The sequence below is a fragment of the Pseudomonas sp. GW823-FHT05G12 genome, from assembly GCF_058795575.1.
Window position 1 is genome coordinate 4,985,215 of sequence record NZ_CM179501.1, and the last position, 20,031, is coordinate 5,005,245.

Consider the following 20,031-nt stretch of genomic DNA (forward strand, 5'->3'; position numbering starts at 1 on the left):
CTACCTCAGTTTCAGGGTTGCAAGGCCAATCAGTACCAGGATCACGGTGATGATCCAGAATCGGACGATCACCCGGGGCTCTGGCCAGCCCTTGAGTTCAAAGTGGTGATGAATCGGCGCCATGCGGAACACGCGCTTGCCGGTCAGCTTGAAGGAGGCGACCTGGATCACCACAGACAGGGTTTCCACCACAAAGATGCCGCCCATGATGAACAGCACGATTTCCTGGCGCACGATGACGGCGATGGTGCCCAGCGCGGCGCCCAGCGCCAGCGCGCCGACGTCGCCCATGAACACTTGCGCCGGGTAAGTGTTGAACCACAGAAAGCCCAGGCCGGCACCGATCAGCGCGCCGCAGAACACGATCAGCTCGCCCGAGCCCGGCACGTAGGGGATCAACAGGTACTCGGCGAACTTCACGTTACCCGACAGGTAGCAGAAGATGCCCAGCGCGCCGCCGACCATCACCGTCGGCATGATTGCCAGGCCGTCAAGGCCATCGGTGAGGTTGACCGCGTTGCTCGAGCCGACAATGACGAAGTAGGTCAGTACGACGAAGCCGACGCCCAACGGAATGGTGACATCCTTGATGAACGGCAGGATCAGCGTGGTCTCGACGCTGGTTGGCGCCGTCTTGTACAGGAACACCGCCGCCGCCAGGCCGAACACCGACTGCCAGAAGTACTTCCAGCGGCTCGGAAGGCCACGCGAGTTCTTTTCGATCACCTTGCGGTAGTCATCGACCCAGCCAATGGCACCGAACGCCAGGGTGACGATCAGCACAACCCATACATAGCGGTTGCTCAGGTCGGCCCACAGCAAGGTGCTGACGGCGATGGCCGACAGGATCAGCGCACCACCCATGGTCGGGGTGCCGGACTTGGACAGGTGCGATTGCGGGCCGTCGTTACGCACGGCCTGGCCGATCTGGCGAATTTGCAGGGTACGGATCATCCAGGGGCCCAGCCACAGCGCCAGGGACAACGCGGTCAGTACACCAAGAATCCCGCGCAGGGACAGGTACTGAAAGACCGCGAAGCCTTTGTGGAACTGTTGCAGATACTCGGCCAACAGCAGCAGCATTAATGTTTCTCCCCGCTGGCACCGCACAATGCCGCCACGACGTTTTCCATCGCAGCGCTGCGCGAGCCCTTGATCAAGATAGTGGTGTCACTGGCATTCTCGGCGCTAACCGCATCGATCAGCTCAGCTTGAGTAGCGAAATGGCGGCCATTGGCGCCGAACGCCTTGACCGCATGTGTCATGTTGGAACCCACCGCGTACAGGGCGTCGACCTTGCCACGCGCGTAGTCACCCACCTGACGGTGGCCTTCTTCCGCCCATTGCCCCAATTCGCCGATATCCCCAAGCACCAGAACGGTGCGTCCGGAAAAGCCGGCGAGTATATCAATGGCTGCGCACATAGAGGTGGGATTTGCGTTGTAACTGTCGTCGATTACCCGTACCCCGTTCGGCGCGATCTGCGCCACGGTGCGCCCCTTGACCGGTTGCACCGCAGCCAGGCCGGCGGCGATGCCGCTCAGGCTCAGACCAACGGCATGTGCAGCGGCGGCGGCGGCCAAGGCATTGCTGACGTTGTGTTCACCCAGCACATTGAGTTGCACGGCTACCGTTTCACCGGCGCCATGCAGGGTGAAGGACGGGCAGCCACGGGCATCGCGACCAATGTCTGACGCGTGGAAATCGGCCTTCGGGTTGCTGCGTGCGAAACTGACGACCTCGTGCGCACCGGCCCGCGCCTTCCAGATGTCAAAGGCTTTGTCGTCCAGGTTGAGGATGGCAATACCGCCCTGGCCCAGGCCTTCGAGAATCTCGCCCTTGGCTTCGACGATCTTGTCCGGGCCGCCGAATTCGCCAACGTGGGCAGTACCGGCGTTGTTGATGATGACCACCTGCGGTTGCGTCAGGCCTACGGTGTAGCGGATTTCGCCAATGCGCGAGGCGCCCAGCTCGATCACTGCCGCGCTGTGTTCCGGGGCGATCTCCAGCAGTGTCAGCGGTGCACCGAGGTCATTGTTCAAGTTGCCGCGGGTGGCGTGCACCAGGCCACGGGTACGCAGGATGCTGGCGAGCATTTCCTTGACCGTGGTCTTGCCGCTGGAACCGGTAATGGCCACCACCGGCTTGTCGAAAGCGGCGCGATTCAAAGCACCGAGCTGGCCAAGGGCCAGGCGGCAATCGGCCACCTGCAACTGCGGCAGGTCGACATCGGCTACTTCACGCTCGACCAGGGCGGCTACTGCGCCTTTGGCTTTCACATCTGCCAGGTAGTCATGGCCATCGAAACGCGGGCCGGCCAGGGCGACGAAAAGTTGCCCGGCGCTGACACTGCGGCTATCGATGCTGACGCCGGTGAACGTGGCGTCGTCACCGATGTGTTGACCCTTCAGTGCTGTGGTCAGCTGGCTGAGTGACAGCGGCTTAAGCATGTGGAGCCTCCCAGGCTGCAAGTGCCTTTTCGGCTTCGGTCAAATCGGAGAAATCATGGCGCTCGCCATTGATCTCCTGGTAATCCTCGTGCCCCTTGCCGGCCAGCACGATCACATCGTTGGCAGCAGCGGTGGCAATCAGGTGCGCGATGGCTTCGCCACGGCCGGCCACGAACTCGACGTCGTCAGGCCTGGTGAAACCGGGGCGGATATCATCGAAGATGCGCAACGGATCTTCAGTACGCGGGTTGTCGTCGGTGACCAGTACGCGGTCGGCCAGGCGCTCGGCCACTTCGGCCATCAGCGGGCGCTTGCCGCGATCACGGTCACCGCCGCAGCCGAACAGGCACAACAACTTGCCATGAGCGTGCGGGCGCAGGGCCTCGAGTACTTTTTCAAGTGCATCCGGTGTGTGCGCGTAGTCGACCACCACCAGCGGCTTGTCGCCGCCACCCAGGCGCTGCATGCGGCCTACCGGCCCCTGCAGTTGCGGCGTGACCTTGAGGATCTCGTCCAGCGCATAGTCCAGCGCCAGCAGGGTCGCCACAGCGGCAAGCATGTTGCTCAGGTTGAAGCGGCCCAGCAGCTGGCTGCGCAAGATACGCTCACCTTGGGCAGTGACGATCGTGGCGCGCACGCCATCGTCACTGAACACAGCTTCGCGGCAGAACAACGAGGCCTCTGGGCTTTCCAGGCTGTAGCTCAGCAGCCGGGTTTCGATATGGTCGACACTCGGGCGACGCGCGAAGTCGGCGGCCAGACGACGACCAAACCCGTCATCCAGGTTGACCACCTGGCAACGCAGGCTCGGCCAGGCGAACAGCTTGGCCTTGGCGGCCTCATAGGCTTGCATGCTGCCGTGATAGTCGAGGTGGTCGCGGGACAGGTTGGTCATCACCGCGATGTCGAATTCCAGTGCGGCAACCCGGCCTTGCTCCAGGGCATGGGAAGACACTTCCATGGCCACGGCCCTGGCGCCGCCTTTCTTGAGGTCGTTGAGGGTCGATTGCACGGCAATCGGGTCCGGCGTGGTCAGGCGGCCGCTCTGCAACTCGCCGTAGAAACCGGTACCCAGGGTGCCAATCAGGCCGCAGCGCTGGCCAAGCAGGTCGAGCGCCTGGGCGACCAGTTGGGTAACACTTGTCTTGCCGTTGGTGCCGGTCACGCCGACCAGATTCAACTGGCGGCTCGGTTCACCGTAGAAGCGCCCGGCGATATCTGACAGCTGAGCGATCAGGCCTTTGACCGGAATCAGGGGCACATCGGTCAGCGGCAGCACGTTGGCGCCCTGCTCTTCATAGGCCACGGCAGCAGCACCACGGGCCAGGGCATCGGCGATATGCTCGCGGCCATCGACCTTGGCACCCGGCACCGCCAGGAACAAGTCACCCGGGCGCACACTACGGCTGTCCAGGGTCAGCTCGCGAATCAACGGATCACGGCTGGCATGGGCGAAAAGTTTGCTTAATGGCATTGTCATCATCCACGCCCTCCCTTGGCGGCTGCTGCATTGACTTGTGATGGCACGGCTGGTGCTGGTGCAGGTGGCGGCAGGTTGTCTGGCGGCACGTTCATCAGGCGCAGGGTGCCGGACATGACGTTGCTGAATACGGGCGCCGAAACCAGGCCACCGAAGTAACCACCCTTTCTTGGCTCGTCGATGACCACGACGATGGCGTAGCGCGGGTCGCTCATTGGCCCGAAGCCGGCGAACAGCGAGCGGTAGGCGTTTTCGGTGTATCCCTTGGCACCCACGGTGGCCTTACGCGCGGTGCCGGACTTGCCGGCCACGTGATAGAACGGCACCTGGGCTCGGAAGACGCCACGCGGCGCTTCGATCACCTGCTGCAGCATGCCCTGAACGGTTTCGGCGACTTCCTTCGGAATGGCCTGCACGGCTTCCGGCGTCTTGTCGACCTTGATGATCGACAGCGGCACCATCTTGCCGTCGTTGGCCAGCGCCGCGTAGGCATGCACCAGCTGCAGGGCGGTCACCGATACGCCGTAGCCATAGGACAGGGTGGCGGTCTCGGCCTTGCGCCACTCACGGTGGTTGGGCAGGTTGCCGACACGTTCGCCCGGGAAGCCAAGGCCGGTGTACTGACCCAGGCCGACCTGGGACATGACCCGGTAGATGGCCTCGCCGCCGATGTCGAAGGCGATCTTGCTCATGCCAACGTTACTGGAGTTGATCAGGATGCCGGTCAAATCAAGAATCGGGCCCTCGCTGCGCGACACGTCCTTGATGGTGTAGCGGCCGATCTGCAGGCTGCCAGGGTACACCTCGACCTTGTCGGTCGGCTTCCAGCGGCCACTCTGCAGCGCCGCACTCATGGAGATCGGCTTGACCGTTGAGCCCGGCTCGAACACGTCGATGATCGCCCGGTTACGCATGGCCGCCGGGAACATGCTACGGCGGTTGTTGGGGTTGTAGGTCGGCTGGTTGACCATGGCCAGGACCTCACCGGTCTTGACGTCCATGATCACCAGGCTGCCGGCCTTGGCGTCCTGTTCGGCAATGGCGTTGCGCAACTCGCGGGTAGCCAGGTACTGCAGGCGCAGGTCTATCGACAACGCCAAGGTCTTCCCGGCCTTGGCGTTCTTGGTTACCTGAATGTCCTTGATCAGCCGACCGCGCCGGTCCTTGATCACCTGGCGCTTGCCGGGCACGCCGGCCAGCCACTCTTCATAGGCCAGCTCCACCCCTTCACGACCGTGGTCGTCGAGGTCGGTAAAGCCGACCATGTGCGCAGTCACATCACCGGCCGGATAGAAGCGGCGGAATTCTTCCAGTCCGTACACACCAGGCACTTTGAGGTCGAGCACGTGCTGGCCCTGCTCGGGGGTCAGCCCCCGGACCAGGTAGATGAACTCTTTGTTGGCCTGCTGGGTCAGGCGCTCGATCAACTGCTGCGGGTTTTGCCCCAGCGCAGCGGCCAATTGCGGCCAGCGCTCCTTGGAGGCCTGCATCTCTTTGGGGTTGGCCCACAACGTGGTGACCGGGGTACTCACGGCCAACGGCTCACCGTTGCGATCGGTGATCAAGCCGCGGTGCGCCGGGATGGGGATGTGACGCAGGCTGCGTGCATCGCCCTGGCCCTTGAGGAAGTCACGGTCAACCACCTGGAGGTCGATGATGCGCCAGCAAATGGCGCCGACCATGATCGCCAGCAAGCCGATCACTACGCGGAAGCGCCACGGGTAGAGTGCGCCTTCGAGCTTCATCATGGCGCCACCATCCGGACTTCGTCAGCTGACGGCACGCGCATCTTCAACTGCTCGGAGGCCAGGTTCTCGATGCGGCTGGCAGCGGTCCAGGTACTCTGCTCAAGAATCAGCCGACCCCATTCGGCCTGAGCCTTGTCGCGCTCGTTCAATTCACCGTACAGGGTGTTGAGCAGTTGACGGTTCCAGTGCGCACTGTAGGACACGGCAATGGCCGAAACCAACACGCCGACGAACAGCAAAAGCATCAGGAAGCTTCCGCCTGGCAAGGGTTTGGCAAGTAGCCTGCTCACCGCAGCTTCTCCGCCACGCGCATCACGGCGCTACGCGACCGCGGGTTGGCCTTGAGCTCGGCCTCGGAGGCGAACTGAGCCTTGCCGATCAGCTTGATTTTCGGCTCGAAGGCCTTGTGCTGAACCGGCAGGTTACGCGGCAGGTTGTCGGCCTCACCCTTCACCAGCTTTCGCATGAACAGCTTGACGATACGATCTTCCAGCGAGTGGAAACTGATGACCGCCAGGCGACCACCGACTTCGAGCGCATCGAGCGCAGCCTCAAGACCGGCCTCCAGGTCACCCAGCTCGTTGTTGACGTGAATGCGAAGGCCCTGGAAGGCACGGGTAGCCGGGTTCTTGCCCTTTTCCCATGCCGGGTTGGCCACTTTGAGCACCTCCGCCAGGTCGGCGGTACGGGTGAAGGGCTGCTTCTCACGGCGCTCGACCACTGCACGCGCCATTCGCCCGGCAAAGCGCTCTTCGCCGTACTCCTTGAAGACGCGGGCGATTTCTTCCACGGGCGCAGTGGCGATGAACTCAGCGGCACTGATGCCCTGGTCCGGGTTCATGCGCATGTCCAGCGGGCCATCATTGAGGAAGCTGAAGCCACGCTCCGGGTCATCCAGCTGCGGCGAGGACACGCCCAGGTCCAGCAACACACCACTGACCTTGCCGTGCAGGCCGCGTGCTGCCACTTCTGCACCCAGCTCGGCAAAACTGCGCTGCACAATGACAAAGCGGCCGTCTTCGGCCGCCAGCGCTTGCCCCGTGGCAATCGCTTGTGGATCTTTGTCGAAGCCCAAGAGCCGACCTTGCGGCCCGAGCTTGCTGAGTATCAGACGGCTGTGTCCGCCCCGGCCGAAAGTGCCGTCCAGATAGCAACCGTCGGCGCGCAGGGCCAATGCCTCGACAGCTTCGTCGAGCAGGACGGTAATGTGGTTGAAGCCGCTATCTATGGTCACAGGATCAGGTCACGCAATTCGTCGGGCATGGCGCCCGGTTGTTGAATAGCTGCAAGGTCAGCTGCCGAAACCGCGTTCCAGGCATCTTCATCCCACAGCTGGAATTTGTTCAGTTGCCCCACCAGCATCGCCTTCTTGTCGAGCTTGGCGTACTCACGCAGGCGGGGCGGCACCAGGAAACGCCCACTGCCATCGAGCTCCAGGTCAACCGCATTACCAATCAGCAAACGCTGGAGGCGGCGGTTTTCCTCACGCAACGATGGCAAGGCACGCAACTTGGCTTCTATCTGTTCCCACTCATCGAGGGGATAAACACACAAGCAGGGGTCTACGGCGTCAATGGTCACGATCAGTTGGCCATTGCAACGTGAGTCGAGCTCGTCACGGTACCGACTCGGCATGGCGAGACGGCCCTTGGCATCGAGGCTGACGGCGTTGGCTCCGCGGAACACGGCTGTGATTCCCCACAATGTTAGCTTTTTTGTGTCAGAAAACCCACTTCATCCCACTTTCTGCCACTTGCGCACACTATAGGAATCCGCCCGCAGCACCGTCAAGGCACGTTCATAAGGAAAAGCCTTACAGGACCGAGATTTAGCGCAACAAGGGAATGTGGAAGGACTGCCAGAGAGAAAAAAACACGAGAAAAATCAAACCCACGCAAGCGAATGGAGTTCGAAGTTAAAGTAATTTATTAAGAGTAAGATTTTTTCGGTATTACCAGAGAGGATCTGCTATCGATTCAAGCAGGGAAAGAAAGGTGGAGAGTCGATCTGTAAGCCGGGTTTTGTCGAGGACAGTCATTCCTCTACGACGGCCATCACTGGACGCCTCTAGCAACCTACCCGGTTCCGACGCGGGCCACGCCTGATGGAACCCTATTTGGTCTTGCTCCGAGTGGGGTTTACCTAGCCACGAACTGTTGCCAGCCGTGCGGTGCGCTCTTACCGCACCTTTTCACCCTTACCGGCACCGAAGTGCTTAGGCGGTTATTTTCTGTGGCACTTTCCGTAGGCTCACGCCTCCCAGGCGTTACCTGGCACTCCGCCCTGTGGAGCCCGGACTTTCCTCCCCCTGCTGCTCACACAACAAAAAGTTGCGGAACAAAAACAGGCAGCGACTGTCCGATCGACTCTCCGCCGCCAAGGTTACCGACACGCGGGCGCAAGAACAAGCGCTAACGGCATTTATATCAAACTGCCACTATTCGGCTTTCTGCTTTTCAAGGGCCAGTTGATACAACAGGTTCTTGCGCACCCCGGTAATTTCCGCTGCAAGCGCCGCCGCCCGCTTCAGTGGCAACTCAGCCAATAGCAGATCGAGCACGCGCTGCGCTTCGGCACTGATGGCCTGCTCGCCCTCCGGCGCACTCCAGCCGCCGACCAGCACCACGCATTCACCACGCTGCTGATTGCTGTCGCCGGCTACGAAGGCGCGCAACTCGGCCAGCGGCAAGCCCTTCAGGGTCTCGAAGGTCTTGGTCAGTTCGCGCGCCAGCAACGCCGGACGATCGCCACCAAATACCGCCTCCATGTCTTCAAGACATTCCAGGATTCGATGCGGGGCTTCGTAGAAGATCAACGTGCGCGGCTCTTCCCTCACCTGCTCCAGGCGCGCACGACGCCCTGCCTGCTTGGCCGGCAGGAAGCCTTCGAAGATGAAGCGGTCCGACGGCAGGCCCGCCGCCGATAGCGCGGCGATCAAGGCACAGGCGCCCGGCACTGGCACCACGCTCACCCCCGCGGCCCGCGCCTGACGCACCAGGTGATAGCCCGGGTCGGAAATCAGAGGCGTGCCGGCATCGGAGACCAGCGCCACATTTTCACCCGCCAGCAGTTTGGAGAGAAAACGCCCGCCCTCGTCACGCTCGTTGTGCTCATGACAAGCGGCCAACGGCGTATCGATGCCAAAGTGTTGCAGCAGGCGGATCGAATGACGGGTGTCTTCGGCGGCGATCAGCGCCACGTCCGCCAGCACCTTCAGCGCCCGGGCGCTCATGTCGTCAAGGTTGCCGATGGGGGTTGCCACCACATACAGCGTCCCCACCGTGGATTTCGAAGCCCCTGCCACATCAGTCACTGCGCACACCTGTCATTCGGATCAAAGGCGCCATTGTAGCCCGAGCGCCTGCAACAGGGCGCAAAGAACTTCGCCGGCGATCAGGAACACGCCACCTATAGTGAAGGATCGACACAGCAACATCGCGCCCCGGCCAGTGCTTGGGTACAATTGCCGGCCAACTTGATCGAGTAACAGGACCTTTACATGATCGCTTGCCTGCGGCTGCTCACAGCCCTCTGCCTCGCCGCCCTGCTGGCAGCCTGCGCCAGCTCGCCCTCATCCAGCCTGGGCGAACTACCACGCACCCCGGACGCCAGCATCGAGCAACTGCTCGAAAAGGCCGCTTCCAGCAAGTCTGCGGAAGACGCCGCGCTGCTGCGCCTGAGCGCGGCCGACCTGGCCTACAAGCAGAAGGACTTCCCACGCGCCGCACGCATTCTCGAGCAGGTCCCGCTGGACACGCTCAAGCCGGCCCAGCAAGTGTTCGCCAGCACCCTCGCGGCCGAGCTGGCCATGAGCCGCAACCAGCCCAAGGCAGCGCTGACCGCCCTGGCCCACCCCAGCCTGCAGCGCCTCGCCGAACTGCCGGCAGACCTGCAAGCGCGCACCTACAGTGTGCACGCCGCCGCGCTCGAAGCCGATGGCCAGGCCCTGGCTGCTGCACAGCAGCGCATTCTGCTGGCCCCGCTGCTTGGCGGCCAGGCCGCCAGCACCAACAATGACGCCATCTGGGCCTTGGTCGCCTCGCTGCCTGCAGAGCAACTGCAGCAGCCAACCAACGATCAGACCCTGGCTGGCTGGACCAGCCTGGCCTTCGCCGTGAAAAGCGCCGGCACCCTGGAGCAGCAGCAAGCGGCCATCGAAGCCTGGGTCAAACAGCACCCGGACCACCCTGCCGCCCAGCAACTGCCGCTGGCCCTGACCAAGCTCAAGGAGCTGGCCAGCCAGCCGCTGACCAAGATCGCCCTGCTGCTGCCTCAGGAAGGCCCGCTGGCCGGTGTAGCCCGCGCCCTGCGCGATGGCTTCATGGCCGCCCACTTCCAGGCCCAGCAAAGCGGCCAGCCAGCGCCTGCGGTGCAGGTGTTCGACAGCTCACGCATCGGCTCGCTGGACGACTTCTATCGCCAGGCGCAAGCCGCCGGCGTGCAACTGGTCATCGGCCCGCTTGAAAAGCCGCTGGTCAAACAACTGGCCGCCAAACCACAGCTGCCGATTACCACGCTGGCCCTGAACTACGCCGACGCTGGCCAGAAGGCGCCGCCACAACTGTTCCAGTTCGGCCTGGCTGCCGAGGACGAAGCCCGCGAAGTGGCCCGCCGCGCCCGCGCCGATGGCATGGTCCGCGCCGTTGCCCTGGTGCCGAGCGGCGAATGGGGTGACCGTGTCCTGGCCGCCTTCCGCCAGGACTGGGAAGGCAATGGCGGAACCCTGCTCGCCGCCGAGCGCATCGCCCAGCCGGTCGCCCTGGCCCAGCAAATTGCCGACCTGTTCCAGCTGCGCCAGAGCGAAGGCCGCGCCAAGAGCCTGCAAAGCACGGTGGGCGGCAGCATCGCTGCACAACCGTCGCGCCGCCAGGACATCGACTTCATCTTCCTCGCCTCGACCCCACAACAGGCGCAACAGATCAAGCCGACCCTGAACTTCCAATACGCAGGTGATGTGCCGGTCTATGCCACCTCGAACCTGTACAGCGCCAGCGGTGACATCAACCAGTACAATGACATGAACGGCATCCGCTTCTGCGAAACACCGTGGCTGCTCGACACCAGCAACAGCCTGCGTCAACAGGTTGTACAGCAGTGGCCGCAAGCCGCTGGCAGCCTCGGCCGCCTGTATGCCATGGGCGTCGATGCCTACAGCCTGGCGCCGCGCCTGGGCCAACTGAAAGCGCTACCGGACAACCGCGTCCTTGGCCTTTCGGGCAGCCTGAGCATCAATGCCAACCAGCGCGTCGAACGCCAGCTGCCTTGGGCCGAGTTTAGCGGCGGCCAGGTCAAGCGCCTGCCTGACACCGTGCGTTGATGGCCGCAGCATCGCCTACCCGTGCCGGGCAAGCGGCAGAAACCCAAGCCCTTGAGTACCTTCAGGGGCAAGGGCTGCAGTTGCTGGCACGCAACTGGCGATGCAAAGGCGGTGAGCTTGATCTGGTCATGCTCGACGCCGATACAGTAGTATTCGTCGAAGTCCGCTACCGGTTGCACGCGGGCTTCGGAGGCGCTCTCGACAGTATCGACGGGCGCAAGCAGAAACGGTTGGTGCTTGCCGCCACCCTGTTCCTGCAGAAGGAGGCCCACTGGGGCAACTACCCCTGCCGCTTCGACGTGGTCGCCCTGCAGGGTAGCCACCATGCAGGCAGACCGCTTCAATGGCTGAAAAACGCCTTCGAATGCTGAACCCACTTCGTTTTTTTTGCTCTATGTATCGCGGGCTGGTCGTTGTTGCGCGTAGCAAAGGCCACCGCCCCATTTAAGGTCACCAGATGGACATGCAATCCCGAATTCGCCGGCTGTTCGAGGCCAGCATCGAAACCAAGCAACAGGCAATGGACATCCTGGCACCGCACATCGAGCAGGCCAGCCTGGTCATGGTCAATGCGCTGCTCAACGAGGGCAAGATGCTCGCCTGCGGCAACGGCGGCTCGGCCGGCGATGCCCAGCACTTTTCATCGGAGCTGCTCAACCGCTTCGAGCGCGAGCGCCCCAGCCTGCCAGCTATCGCGCTGACCACCGACAGCTCGACCCTGACCTCGATCGCCAACGACTACAGCTACAACGAAGTCTTTTCCAAGCAGATCCGCGCCCTGGGCCAGCCCGGTGACGTTCTGCTGGCGATCTCCACCAGCGGCAATTCGGCCAACGTGATCCAGGCAATCCAGGCCGCACATGACCGTGAAATGATTGTCGTAGCATTGACGGGTCGCGACGGCGGCGGCATGGCTTCGCTGCTGCTGCCCGAGGACGTCGAAATCCGCGTGCCTTCGACAGTTACCGCGCGTATCCAGGAAGTCCACCTGCTGGCGATCCACTGCCTGTGCGATCTGATCGACAGCCAACTGTTCGGGAGTGAAGAATGACCCCTATGCGCCTCGGCCTGATGGCCCTGACCCTGTGCCTGAGCGTCACTGGTTGCAGCTCGGTACTCACCTCTACCCGCAATTCGCCGATCGAGGACGATCGCGGCACGCGCACCATCGGTAGCAAGATCGACGACTCGCTGATCGAGACCAAGGCTGCCGTGAACATTTCCAAAGCCAACCCAGACCTGGACAAGGGCTCGCACATCGTTGTCAGCAGCTACAACGGTATCGTCCTGCTGGCCGGGCAGACCCCGCGCGCCGACCTCAAGAGCCTCGCGGAGCAAACCGCCAGCCAGGTCCAGCGGGTCAAGAAAGTGCACAACGAGCTGCAAGTGATGCAGCCCTCCTCCATTCTGGCGCGCAACAACGACGCCTGGCTGACCACCAAGATCAAGACCCAGATGCTGACCGACAACGCCGTGCCCAGCTCGCGCATCAAGGTGATTACCGAAAACGGCATCGTCTACCTGCTGGGTCTGGTCACCCGTCAAGAAGCCAACTCGGCCACTGCCGTGGTGCAGGGCGTGTCGGGCGTGCAGAAGATCGTCAAGCTGTTCGAGTATATCGATTGACTCAGTGATTGCCTGGACAGGCCAAACAAAAAAGGCGATCCATCCGGATCGCCTTTTTTGTTACTTGACCACTTTCAGGCTTGGCCGGCCAGTCGGACGCGGCGGCTGCCCTCCATCGTCTGGCGGGCCATCGTCATCCGGCTGCACATCATCGTCTTCCAGTTCGTCACCATCCATCGAAGACGGCTCCAGCTCGAAGACCATACCCTGGCCATTTTCGCGGGCGTAGATACCCAGGATTGCACCAACTGGCACGAACAGCGAGTGAGCCACGCCACTGAAGCGGCCCTCGAAGCTGACTGCATCATTGTCCATGTGCAGGCTACGCACGGCACTTGGCGAGATATTCAAGACGATCTGGCCATCACTGGCGAAACCATCCGGCACCTGAACTTTCGGGAATTCGGCATTGACCAGCATATGGGGCGTGCAATCGTTGTCGACGATCCACTCGTACAGTGCTCGAACCAGATAGGGGCGACTGGAGTTCATCAACGGCTCCTTAAAGCTTGCGCATTTCACGTTCTACGGAGGACAGGCTCGCCTGGAAAGGCTCGCGAGCGAACTGGCGCTCCATGTAATCCAGCAGCGGCTTGGCTTGCCGCGGCAATTCGATACCCAACACCGGCAAACGCCAGAGTATGGGCAATAGACAGCAATCGACCAGGCTTTGCTCATCACTCATGAAGCAGGCGAACTCGCTGAACAACGGCGAGACCCCGGTCAGGCTTTCGCGCAAGGCCTTGCGCGCTTCGGTTCGGGCAGCTTCACTGCTACGCGGGTCAAGCACGGTATCGGCCAAGGCACACCAGTCGCGCTGGATGCGGTGCATCAGCAGACGGCTGTTGCCACGCGCTACCGGGTATACCGGCATCAGCGGCGGGTGCGGGTAACGCTCCTCGAGGTATTCCATCACCACGGTCGATTCATACAACGCCAGGTCACGGTCGACCAAGGTCGGCACGCTGCCATAAGGGTTGACCTCGGCCAGCTTCGGCGGCAGGCGGGCGGGATCGACATCGATCAACTGCACGCTGACGCCCTTCTCGGCCAGAACCAGGCGCACCCGATGAGAATAGTGATCAGCGGGATCGGAATAGCAGGCTAACCTGTTGGTTGCGCCCATGTAGCGGCTCCTCGCACGGATGCTTGTGCAACTTTAAATGAAAACGCGCCCGGGGTGGCCTGGCAATACTGCTAGGCCACCCCGGGCGCGTTCAACAACCAGAAACTACTGCGTGATCAGTGCACGTCCTTCCAGTATTCACGCTTGAGCAAGTAGGCGAATACGAAGAAGAAAGCCAGATACAGCAACACATAGGTGCCGATGCGCTGGCTTTCCAGTTTGACTGGGTTGGCCGAATAGGCCAGGAAGGTCACAAGGTTCTTGACCTTCTCGTCGAACTGCTCGGCCGTCAGGGTACCGGAATTCGGCGTAATGGTCAGCTGATCGCAAGCTTCATGGGTCAACGGGCTGCCGGTCAACGGGTCGAATTGCTTCTTGCCATCGACCACCGTCTGCACCTGCTTGCAACCCACCACCTGGTTACCTTGCAGACCCACCAGCACGTTAGGCATGCCGACGTTCGGGAATACCTTGTTGTTCACCCCATAAGGGCGCGATGGGTCCTCATAGAAACTGCGCAGGTAGGTGTAAAGCCAATCGGTACCGCGCACGCGGGCGACCAGTGTCAGGTCGGGCGGCGCGGCACCGAACCAGGTCTTGGCGTCGCTGGGCTTCATGCCGATCTGCATGTGGTCACCGATCTTGGCACCTGTGAACACCAGCTTCTCGAGCATCAGTTCATGCGGGATACCCAGGTCGTCAGCCACCCGCTCGTAGCGCTGGAACTTGGCACTGTGGCAACCCATGCAATAGTTGACGAAGGTACGCGCACCGTCCTGCATGGCGGCCTTGTCAGTCAGGTCGATATCGACCTTGTCCAGCTCCAGGCCATGTTCGGCAGCGAAGGAAAAGGCGGGCATCACTGCCAGCAAAAATACTGCAATCAACTTTTTCATCAGCCAGTCACCCTTTCCGGAACCGGTTTGGTCTTCTCGAGCCTTGTGTAGAACGGCATCAGCAGGAAGTAGGCGAAGTACAGCACCGTGCATACCTGCGACAGCAAAGTACGCCCAGGTGTCGGTGCCAGTACGCCCAGCACGCCGAGGATGACGAAGGACACGCAGAACACCAGCAGGAAGACCTTGCTGATCCAGCCCTTGTAACGCATGGAACGCACCGGACTGCGGTCGAGCCAAGGCAGTACGAACAGCACGGCGATGGCCGCCCCCATGGCAATGACGCCCATCAGTTTGTCAGGCACCGCACGCAGGATTGCGTAGAACGGTGTGAAGTACCACACCGGCGCGATGTGCTCTGGAGTCTTGAAGGCGTTGGCCTGCTCGAAGTTAGGTTTCTCCAGGAAGTAACCGCCCATTTCAGGGAAGAAGAACACCACGGCGCAGAACACGAACAGGAACACCACCACGCCGACAATGTCTTTGACGGTGTAGTACGGGTGGAACGGAATACCATCCAGCGGAATACCGTTTTCGTCCTTTTTCTTCTTGATGTCGACGCCATCAGGGTTGTTCGAACCCACTTCGTGCAAGGCGAGGATGTGCAATACCACCAGGCCGAGAATCACGATTGGCAGGGCAACCACATGCAGGGCGAAGAAGCGGTTCAGGGTGATGCCCGAGATCAGGTAGTCACCACGGATCCACTGGGTAAGGTCATCACCGATCACCGGGATGGCACCGAACAGCGAGATGATCACCTGGGCGCCCCAGTACGACATCTGCCCCCATGGCAGCAGGTAGCCCATGAACGCTTCAGCCATCAGCGCCAGATAGATCAGCATGCCGAACAGCCAGACCAGCTCGCGTGGCTTCTGGTAGGAGCCATAGAGCAGGCCGCGGAACATGTGCAGGTAGACCACGATGAAGAACGCTGACGCCCCCGTGGAGTGCAGGTAGCGCAGGATCCAGCCGTATTCCACGTCACGCATGATGTACTCGACCGAGGCGAACGCCTCTTCCGCCGAGGGCGTGAAGCTCATGGTCAGCCACACGCCGGTCACGATCTGGTTGACCAGCACCAGCAATGCCAGGGAGCCGAAGAAGTACAGGAAGTTGAAGTTCTTGGGTGCGTAATACTTGCTGAGGTGGTCTTCCCACATCTTGGTGGCGGGGAAGCGAGCATCAATCCAGTCCATGAACTTGCTCATCATGCGTTCTCCTGGTCGACGCCAATGACGATGATCTCGTCCGACTCATAAGAGTGCGGTGGCACGGGCAGGTTGAGAGGCGCCGGCTGGGACTTGTAGACACGACCAGCCAGGTCATAGTGAGAGCCGTGGCACGGGCAGAAGTAACCACCCACCCATTTCGGCCCAAGGTCGGCGGGCGCCACTTCTGGCCGGAAGGTGGGCGAGCAGCCCAGGTGCGTGCACAGGCCGACGAGAATGAGAATTTCCGGCTTGATCGAGCGAACCTCAGGGTCGACGTACGCTGGCTGTACCGAGGCCTTGGACTCGGGGTCGGACAGGTCACCCGTGATTTTTTTCAGATTGCCAAGGATTTCCTCCGTTCGCCGCACGATGAATACGGGCTGGCCACGCCACTCGGCCACCATCTGCTGCCCTGCCTCGACCTTGGCGATGTTGACCTTCACCGGTGCACCCGCGGCTTTCGCCTTGGCACTGGGAAACCATGACCCCACGAACGGTACCGCAGCCCCCACTGCCCCCGCCGCCCCGACCACGGATGTCGCGGCTACGAGGAAGCGGCGCCGGCCTGCGTTGACGCCGTCATTGCTCATTCAGTCCTCTCCCATCAGCTTGCTTGGCCAGTTGGACCTGGCCTGTACTTAGGTTGTGTCAATGGCACTAAAAATTGGCCGTCATGGTAAGAAACAAATCCACACACTGACAAGGTGATTACCCCGGCAAGGGCGACAACCCACGCTTTGCTTGATCTACGTCTATGCGACAAGCGGCCACTGACTGCTGACAGGTTAGTTCAAGGCTAAAAAAAAAGCCCGGTTCCAAGGAACCGGGCTTTTTTCGACTGCCGAAGCGGTATTAACGCTTGGAGTACTGAGGACGCTTACGCGCTTTACGCAGACCCACTTTCTTACGCTCAACTTCACGAGCGTCGCGGGTGACGTAACCAGCACGACGCAGAGCGCCACGCAGGGTTTCGTCGTATTCCATCAGAGCGCGGGTGATACCGTGACGGATCGCACCGGCCTGACCGCTGACACCACCACCGGAAACGGTGACGTAGATGTCGAATTTCTCAACGGATTCAGTCAGCTCGAGCGGCTGGCGAACAACCATGCGAGCGGTTTCGCGACCGAAGAACACGTCCAGAGAACGGTTGTTGATGGAAATGTTACCAGTACCCGGACGCAGGAATACGCGAGCGGTTGCGGTCTTGCGACGGCCAGTGCCGTAATTTTGAGTCGCCGACATAATGAACTATCCCGTTAGATCTTCAGTTCTTGAGGCTGCTGAGCAGTGTGAGGGTGAGCAGCACCCGCGTACACTTTCAGCTTGCGGTACATGTCGCGACCCAGCGGGTTCTTAGGCAGCATGCCTTTGACCGCAGTTTCGATAACACGCTCAGGGGCCTTGGCGATCAACTTCTCGAAGTTGATTTCCTTGATACCGCCTGGGAAACCGGAGTGGGAGTAGTACATTTTGTCGGAAGACTTGGCACCAGTCACACGAACCTGCTCGGCGTTGATAACGACGATGTAGTCGCCGGTGTCAACGTGAGGGGTGTATTCTGGTTTGTGTTTGCCACGCAGACGGGTAGCGATTTCGGTAGCCAGACGACCCAGGGTCTGGCCAGCGGCGTCGACTACGAACCACTCGCGCTTTACTGTTTCCGGTTTAGCAGTAAAAGTTTTCATTCTCTAAAGCCTCAGAGGCCGCCCAGCGAAAAATAGACGGCGAATCTTACTGGATAGTGCACAGCTTGCCAAGGGCAAGCGCGCAGCCGAACACAGACGCTTTTGGGGGCTCGGGTCGGGCACGCCAATGTTCGACGGGGTTCTTCCTGCGTGATGGTGCATCACTTCCGCCACGCGGAGAGGGGCTGAATTATCCAGATTGCGCGAAAAATTTCAACCTGCTTTGATTGGCTTCTATTGCCAAGGAGTGAATAACCGATGGAATACCGCCAGCTCGGCCGTACCGACCTCAACGTCAGCGCCCTGTGCCTGGGCACCATGACCTGGGGCGAGCAGAACATCCAGGCCGAGGCCTACGAACAGATTGCCCGGGCCAAGGCTGCCGGGGTCAACTTCATCGACACCGCCGAGATGTACCCGGTCCCTCCCCGCCCGGAGACCTACGCGGCCACCGAGCGCATCATCGGCAACTGGTTCCGTGACCATGGCGACCGCGACGCGTGGATCCTGGCCAGCAAGGTGGCAGGCCCGGGCAACGGCATCAGCCATATCCGCGACGGGCAGCTCAAGCACAACCGTCAGCACATCGTCGCGGCGCTGGACGAAAGCCTCAAGCGCCTGCAGACCGACCGTATCGACCTGTACCAGCTGCACTGGCCAGAGCGCAGCACCAACTTCTTCGGCAAGCTGGGCTACCAGCACCTGCCGCAGGATCACTTCACCCCACTGGAAGAAACCCTCGAAGTGCTCGACGAGCAGGTGCGTGCGGGCAAGATCCGCCACATCGGCCTGTCCAACGAAACGCCGTGGGGCACCATGAAGTTCCTGCAACTGGCCGAGAGCCGGGGCTGGCCACGGGCGGTATCGATCCAGAACCCGTACAACCTGCTCAACCGCAGCTTCGAGGTGGGCCTGGCAGAAGTGGCCATACGCGAGCAATGTGGCCTGCTGGCCTATTCGCCGCTGGCCTTCGGCATGCTCTCGGGCAAGTACGAGAACGGCGCACGGCCAGACAATGCACGCCTGACCCTGTTCAGCCGCTTTGCCCGTTACTCCAACCCACAGACCGTGGCGGCCTGTAGCCGCTACGTGCAGTTGGCCCGCGAGCACGGCCTGGACCCGGCGCAAATGGCCCTGGCGTTCGTCACCCGACAGCCGTTCGTGACCAGCAATATCATTGGCGCCACCAGCCTGCAGCAACTGGACAGCAACCTGGCCAGCCTTGAACTGAACCTGAGCGCCGATCTGCTGACAGCGATCGAAGCCATTCATCAGGAGCAGCCCAACCCGGCGCCTTGAGCCAAACACTGCGCCCCGCTTCGCGCCGCTGTTACATGGGGTAGACACAATCGCCAAAAAATAAGACGATCCAGCCGGTGATTGACCACTCTACCCTATAAGAACAATGACAATGATGTTTACCCAACCCTCAGCGTCGCTGCGGCGCGTCAGCATCCTGGCCATTGACAAGGTGTTCGCTTCGACCTTGATGCAGGCCAAGGACTTCTTCCACCTCGCCAGCCTGCGCTACAGCAAGCAGCTGGGCCTGGGCTTGCAGCCCATGTTCGAAATCCGTCTGGTGAGCCCCGACAGCCAGCCCGTGGACAGCTTCAGCAATGTGCAGTTACCGGTTGACGGCGGCCTGGACGACGCTGATGTAATCATCCTCCCTGCCTTCTGGGATGATTTCGACAACCTGCTGCAACGTTATCCACAGGTGCTGCCGTGGCTGCGTGAACAGCACGCGCGTGGCGCGGTGCTGTGCGCCGAGGCCAGTGGTGTGTTCTGGCTGGCCGAATCCGGCCTGCTCGATGGCAAGGAGGCGACCACCTACTGGCGCTTCTTCAACAGCTTTGCCGAACGCTTCCCGCAGATCCGCCTGAACCAGGACAAGCACCTGACCGATGCCGACAATATCTATTGCGCCGGCGGTGCAACTTCAGCCTGCGACCTGTACATCTACCTGATCGAACGCTTCTGCGGTGCCAACGTGGCCCGTGCGGTGTCCCGCGATATCCTTTACGAAGTGCAACGCAACTACACCCCAGGGCGCATGGGCTTTGGCGGGCAGAAGCTGCACCAGGACCTGATCATCCTGCAGATCCAGCACTGGCTGGAGGAGCACTTCGCCGACAAGTTCCGCTTCGAGGATGTGGCCCGCAACCACGGCATGAGCATCCGCAACTTCATGCGCCGCTTCCAGGGCGCAACAGGTGACAAGCCGCTGCACTACCTGCAACGGTTACGCATCGAGACAGCCAAGGGGTTGTTGTCGAGTACGCGCAAGAGCATCAAGACCATCAGTTACGAGGTGGGCTATGACGATGCCAGTTTCTTTGCGCGGCTGTTCCGCCAGCACACCGAGTTGTCGCCGAACCAGTATCGGCAGCAGTTCATGCAGGAAGCCTGAAAGGCTTCCAGTGCGGCAGGTTTCGAGCTTGAAGCGACAAGGAAAAACCAGAGCGGATCGCGCATTGCCCTGAATT

Annotated in this window: 21 protein-coding genes and 1 other RNA gene; 6 read left to right on the forward strand and 16 right to left on the reverse strand. The window is 61.3% G+C overall.

Annotation, left to right across the window (positions count from 1 at the left end):
* From mraY to rsmI, 9 genes are all read right to left on the reverse strand, one after another.
* Entirely contained in the window at nt 1-1,083 is a 1,083-nt protein-coding gene (gene mraY, locus AC3RCM_RS22795; RefSeq protein WP_003251852.1) for a phospho-N-acetylmuramoyl-pentapeptide-transferase, read from the reverse strand.
* Nucleotides 1,083-2,450, reverse strand: coding sequence for a UDP-N-acetylmuramoyl-tripeptide--D-alanyl-D-alanine ligase (locus AC3RCM_RS22800; RefSeq protein WP_198748293.1), 1,368 nt, complete (start codon nt 2,448-2,450; stop codon nt 1,083-1,085). Before AC3RCM_RS22800 ends, mraY begins: the two co-directional genes overlap by 1 nt.
* The gene (locus AC3RCM_RS22805; protein WP_177410007.1) at nt 2,443-3,933 is read right to left on the reverse strand and encodes a UDP-N-acetylmuramoyl-L-alanyl-D-glutamate--2,6-diaminopimelate ligase; all 1,491 of its coding nucleotides are present in this window, start codon (nt 3,931-3,933) and stop codon (nt 2,443-2,445) included. The genes AC3RCM_RS22800 and AC3RCM_RS22805 overlap by 8 nt, the downstream gene beginning before the upstream one ends.
* Nucleotides 3,930-5,675 (reverse strand): peptidoglycan D,D-transpeptidase FtsI family protein, encoded by a 1,746-nt coding sequence (locus AC3RCM_RS22810; protein WP_162490564.1) that lies wholly within the window; start codon nt 5,673-5,675, stop codon nt 3,930-3,932. The genes AC3RCM_RS22805 and AC3RCM_RS22810 overlap by 4 nt, the downstream gene beginning before the upstream one ends.
* The gene (gene ftsL / locus AC3RCM_RS22815) at nt 5,675-5,968 is read right to left on the reverse strand and encodes a cell division protein FtsL (RefSeq protein ID WP_010952448.1); all 294 of its coding nucleotides are present in this window, start codon (nt 5,966-5,968) and stop codon (nt 5,675-5,677) included. Before ftsL ends, AC3RCM_RS22810 begins: the two co-directional genes overlap by 1 nt.
* A complete protein-coding gene (rsmH, locus tag AC3RCM_RS22820; RefSeq protein WP_014592285.1) occupies nt 5,965-6,912 on the reverse strand; it encodes a 16S rRNA (cytosine(1402)-N(4))-methyltransferase RsmH in 948 nt (315 codons plus the stop codon). The genes ftsL and rsmH overlap by 4 nt, the downstream gene beginning before the upstream one ends.
* The gene (mraZ, locus tag AC3RCM_RS22825) at nt 6,909-7,364 is read right to left on the reverse strand and encodes a division/cell wall cluster transcriptional repressor MraZ (protein WP_004575120.1); all 456 of its coding nucleotides are present in this window, start codon (nt 7,362-7,364) and stop codon (nt 6,909-6,911) included. Before mraZ ends, rsmH begins: the two co-directional genes overlap by 4 nt.
* A 308-nt stretch (nt 7,365-7,672) precedes the next feature.
* Nucleotides 7,673-8,048, reverse strand: an RNA gene (gene rnpB / locus AC3RCM_RS22830) — RNase P RNA component class A.
* A 67-nt stretch (nt 8,049-8,115) separates the two neighbouring features.
* Complete coding sequence (gene rsmI / locus AC3RCM_RS22835) at nt 8,116-8,910, reverse strand: 16S rRNA (cytidine(1402)-2'-O)-methyltransferase (protein ID WP_230065380.1); 795 nt, start codon at nt 8,908-8,910, stop codon at nt 8,116-8,118.
* A 267-nt stretch (nt 8,911-9,177) separates the two neighbouring features.
* On the opposite strand from rsmI, the gene AC3RCM_RS22840 reads away from it, so the two are divergent.
* The 4 genes from AC3RCM_RS22840 (at nt 9,178) to AC3RCM_RS22855 (ending at nt 12,621) form a co-directional block, all read left to right on the forward strand.
* Entirely contained in the window at nt 9,178-10,995 is a 1,818-nt protein-coding gene (locus AC3RCM_RS22840; protein WP_010952444.1) for a penicillin-binding protein activator, read from the forward strand.
* Nucleotides 10,995-11,366, forward strand: a complete 372-nt coding sequence (locus AC3RCM_RS22845; RefSeq protein WP_020190054.1) for a YraN family protein — start codon at nt 10,995-10,997, stop codon at nt 11,364-11,366. The genes AC3RCM_RS22840 and AC3RCM_RS22845 overlap by 1 nt, the downstream gene beginning before the upstream one ends.
* Before the next feature lie 86 nt (nt 11,367-11,452).
* Nucleotides 11,453-12,046 (forward strand): phosphoheptose isomerase, encoded by a 594-nt coding sequence (locus AC3RCM_RS22850; protein WP_012053657.1) that lies wholly within the window; start codon nt 11,453-11,455, stop codon nt 12,044-12,046.
* A complete protein-coding gene (locus AC3RCM_RS22855) occupies nt 12,043-12,621 on the forward strand; it encodes a BON domain-containing protein (protein WP_003251832.1) in 579 nt (192 codons plus the stop codon). Before AC3RCM_RS22850 ends, AC3RCM_RS22855 begins: the two co-directional genes overlap by 4 nt.
* Before the next feature lie 60 nt (nt 12,622-12,681).
* Here AC3RCM_RS22855 and AC3RCM_RS22860 read toward each other — a convergent pair whose 3' ends face one another.
* The 7 genes from AC3RCM_RS22860 to rplM all read right to left on the reverse strand — a co-directional run bounded on the left by AC3RCM_RS22860 (nt 12,682) and on the right by rplM (nt 17,545).
* A complete protein-coding gene (locus AC3RCM_RS22860; RefSeq protein ID WP_003251830.1) occupies nt 12,682-13,113 on the reverse strand; it encodes a ClpXP protease specificity-enhancing factor in 432 nt (143 codons plus the stop codon).
* A gap of 10 nt (nt 13,114-13,123) precedes the next feature.
* Nucleotides 13,124-13,747 (reverse strand): glutathione S-transferase N-terminal domain-containing protein, encoded by a 624-nt coding sequence (locus AC3RCM_RS22865; protein ID WP_014592290.1) that lies wholly within the window; start codon nt 13,745-13,747, stop codon nt 13,124-13,126.
* A gap of 116 nt (nt 13,748-13,863) precedes the next feature.
* Entirely contained in the window at nt 13,864-14,643 is a 780-nt protein-coding gene (locus AC3RCM_RS22870; RefSeq protein WP_020190056.1) for a cytochrome c1, read from the reverse strand.
* The gene (locus AC3RCM_RS22875; protein WP_010952438.1) at nt 14,643-15,854 is read right to left on the reverse strand and encodes a cytochrome b; all 1,212 of its coding nucleotides are present in this window, start codon (nt 15,852-15,854) and stop codon (nt 14,643-14,645) included. Before AC3RCM_RS22875 ends, AC3RCM_RS22870 begins: the two co-directional genes overlap by 1 nt.
* Entirely contained in the window at nt 15,854-16,447 is a 594-nt protein-coding gene (gene petA / locus AC3RCM_RS22880) for a ubiquinol-cytochrome c reductase iron-sulfur subunit (RefSeq protein ID WP_003251823.1), read from the reverse strand. Before petA ends, AC3RCM_RS22875 begins: the two co-directional genes overlap by 1 nt.
* 262 nt (nt 16,448-16,709) lie before the next feature.
* Nucleotides 16,710-17,102: a 30S ribosomal protein S9 gene (rpsI, locus tag AC3RCM_RS22885; RefSeq protein WP_003251821.1), complete on the reverse strand. Its 393-nt coding sequence runs from the start codon at nt 17,100-17,102 to the stop codon at nt 16,710-16,712.
* A gap of 14 nt (nt 17,103-17,116) precedes the next feature.
* Entirely contained in the window at nt 17,117-17,545 is a 429-nt protein-coding gene (gene rplM, locus AC3RCM_RS22890) for a 50S ribosomal protein L13 (protein WP_003251819.1), read from the reverse strand.
* A gap of 258 nt (nt 17,546-17,803) precedes the next feature.
* On the opposite strand from rplM, the gene AC3RCM_RS22895 reads away from it, so the two are divergent.
* Complete coding sequence (locus AC3RCM_RS22895) at nt 17,804-18,844, forward strand: NADP(H)-dependent aldo-keto reductase (RefSeq protein ID WP_003251817.1); 1,041 nt, start codon at nt 17,804-17,806, stop codon at nt 18,842-18,844.
* 190 nt (nt 18,845-19,034) lie between these two features.
* Entirely contained in the window at nt 19,035-19,955 is a 921-nt protein-coding gene (locus tag AC3RCM_RS22900) for a GlxA family transcriptional regulator (RefSeq protein WP_196766167.1), read from the forward strand.
* Nucleotides 19,956-20,031: the final 76 nt, after the last annotated feature.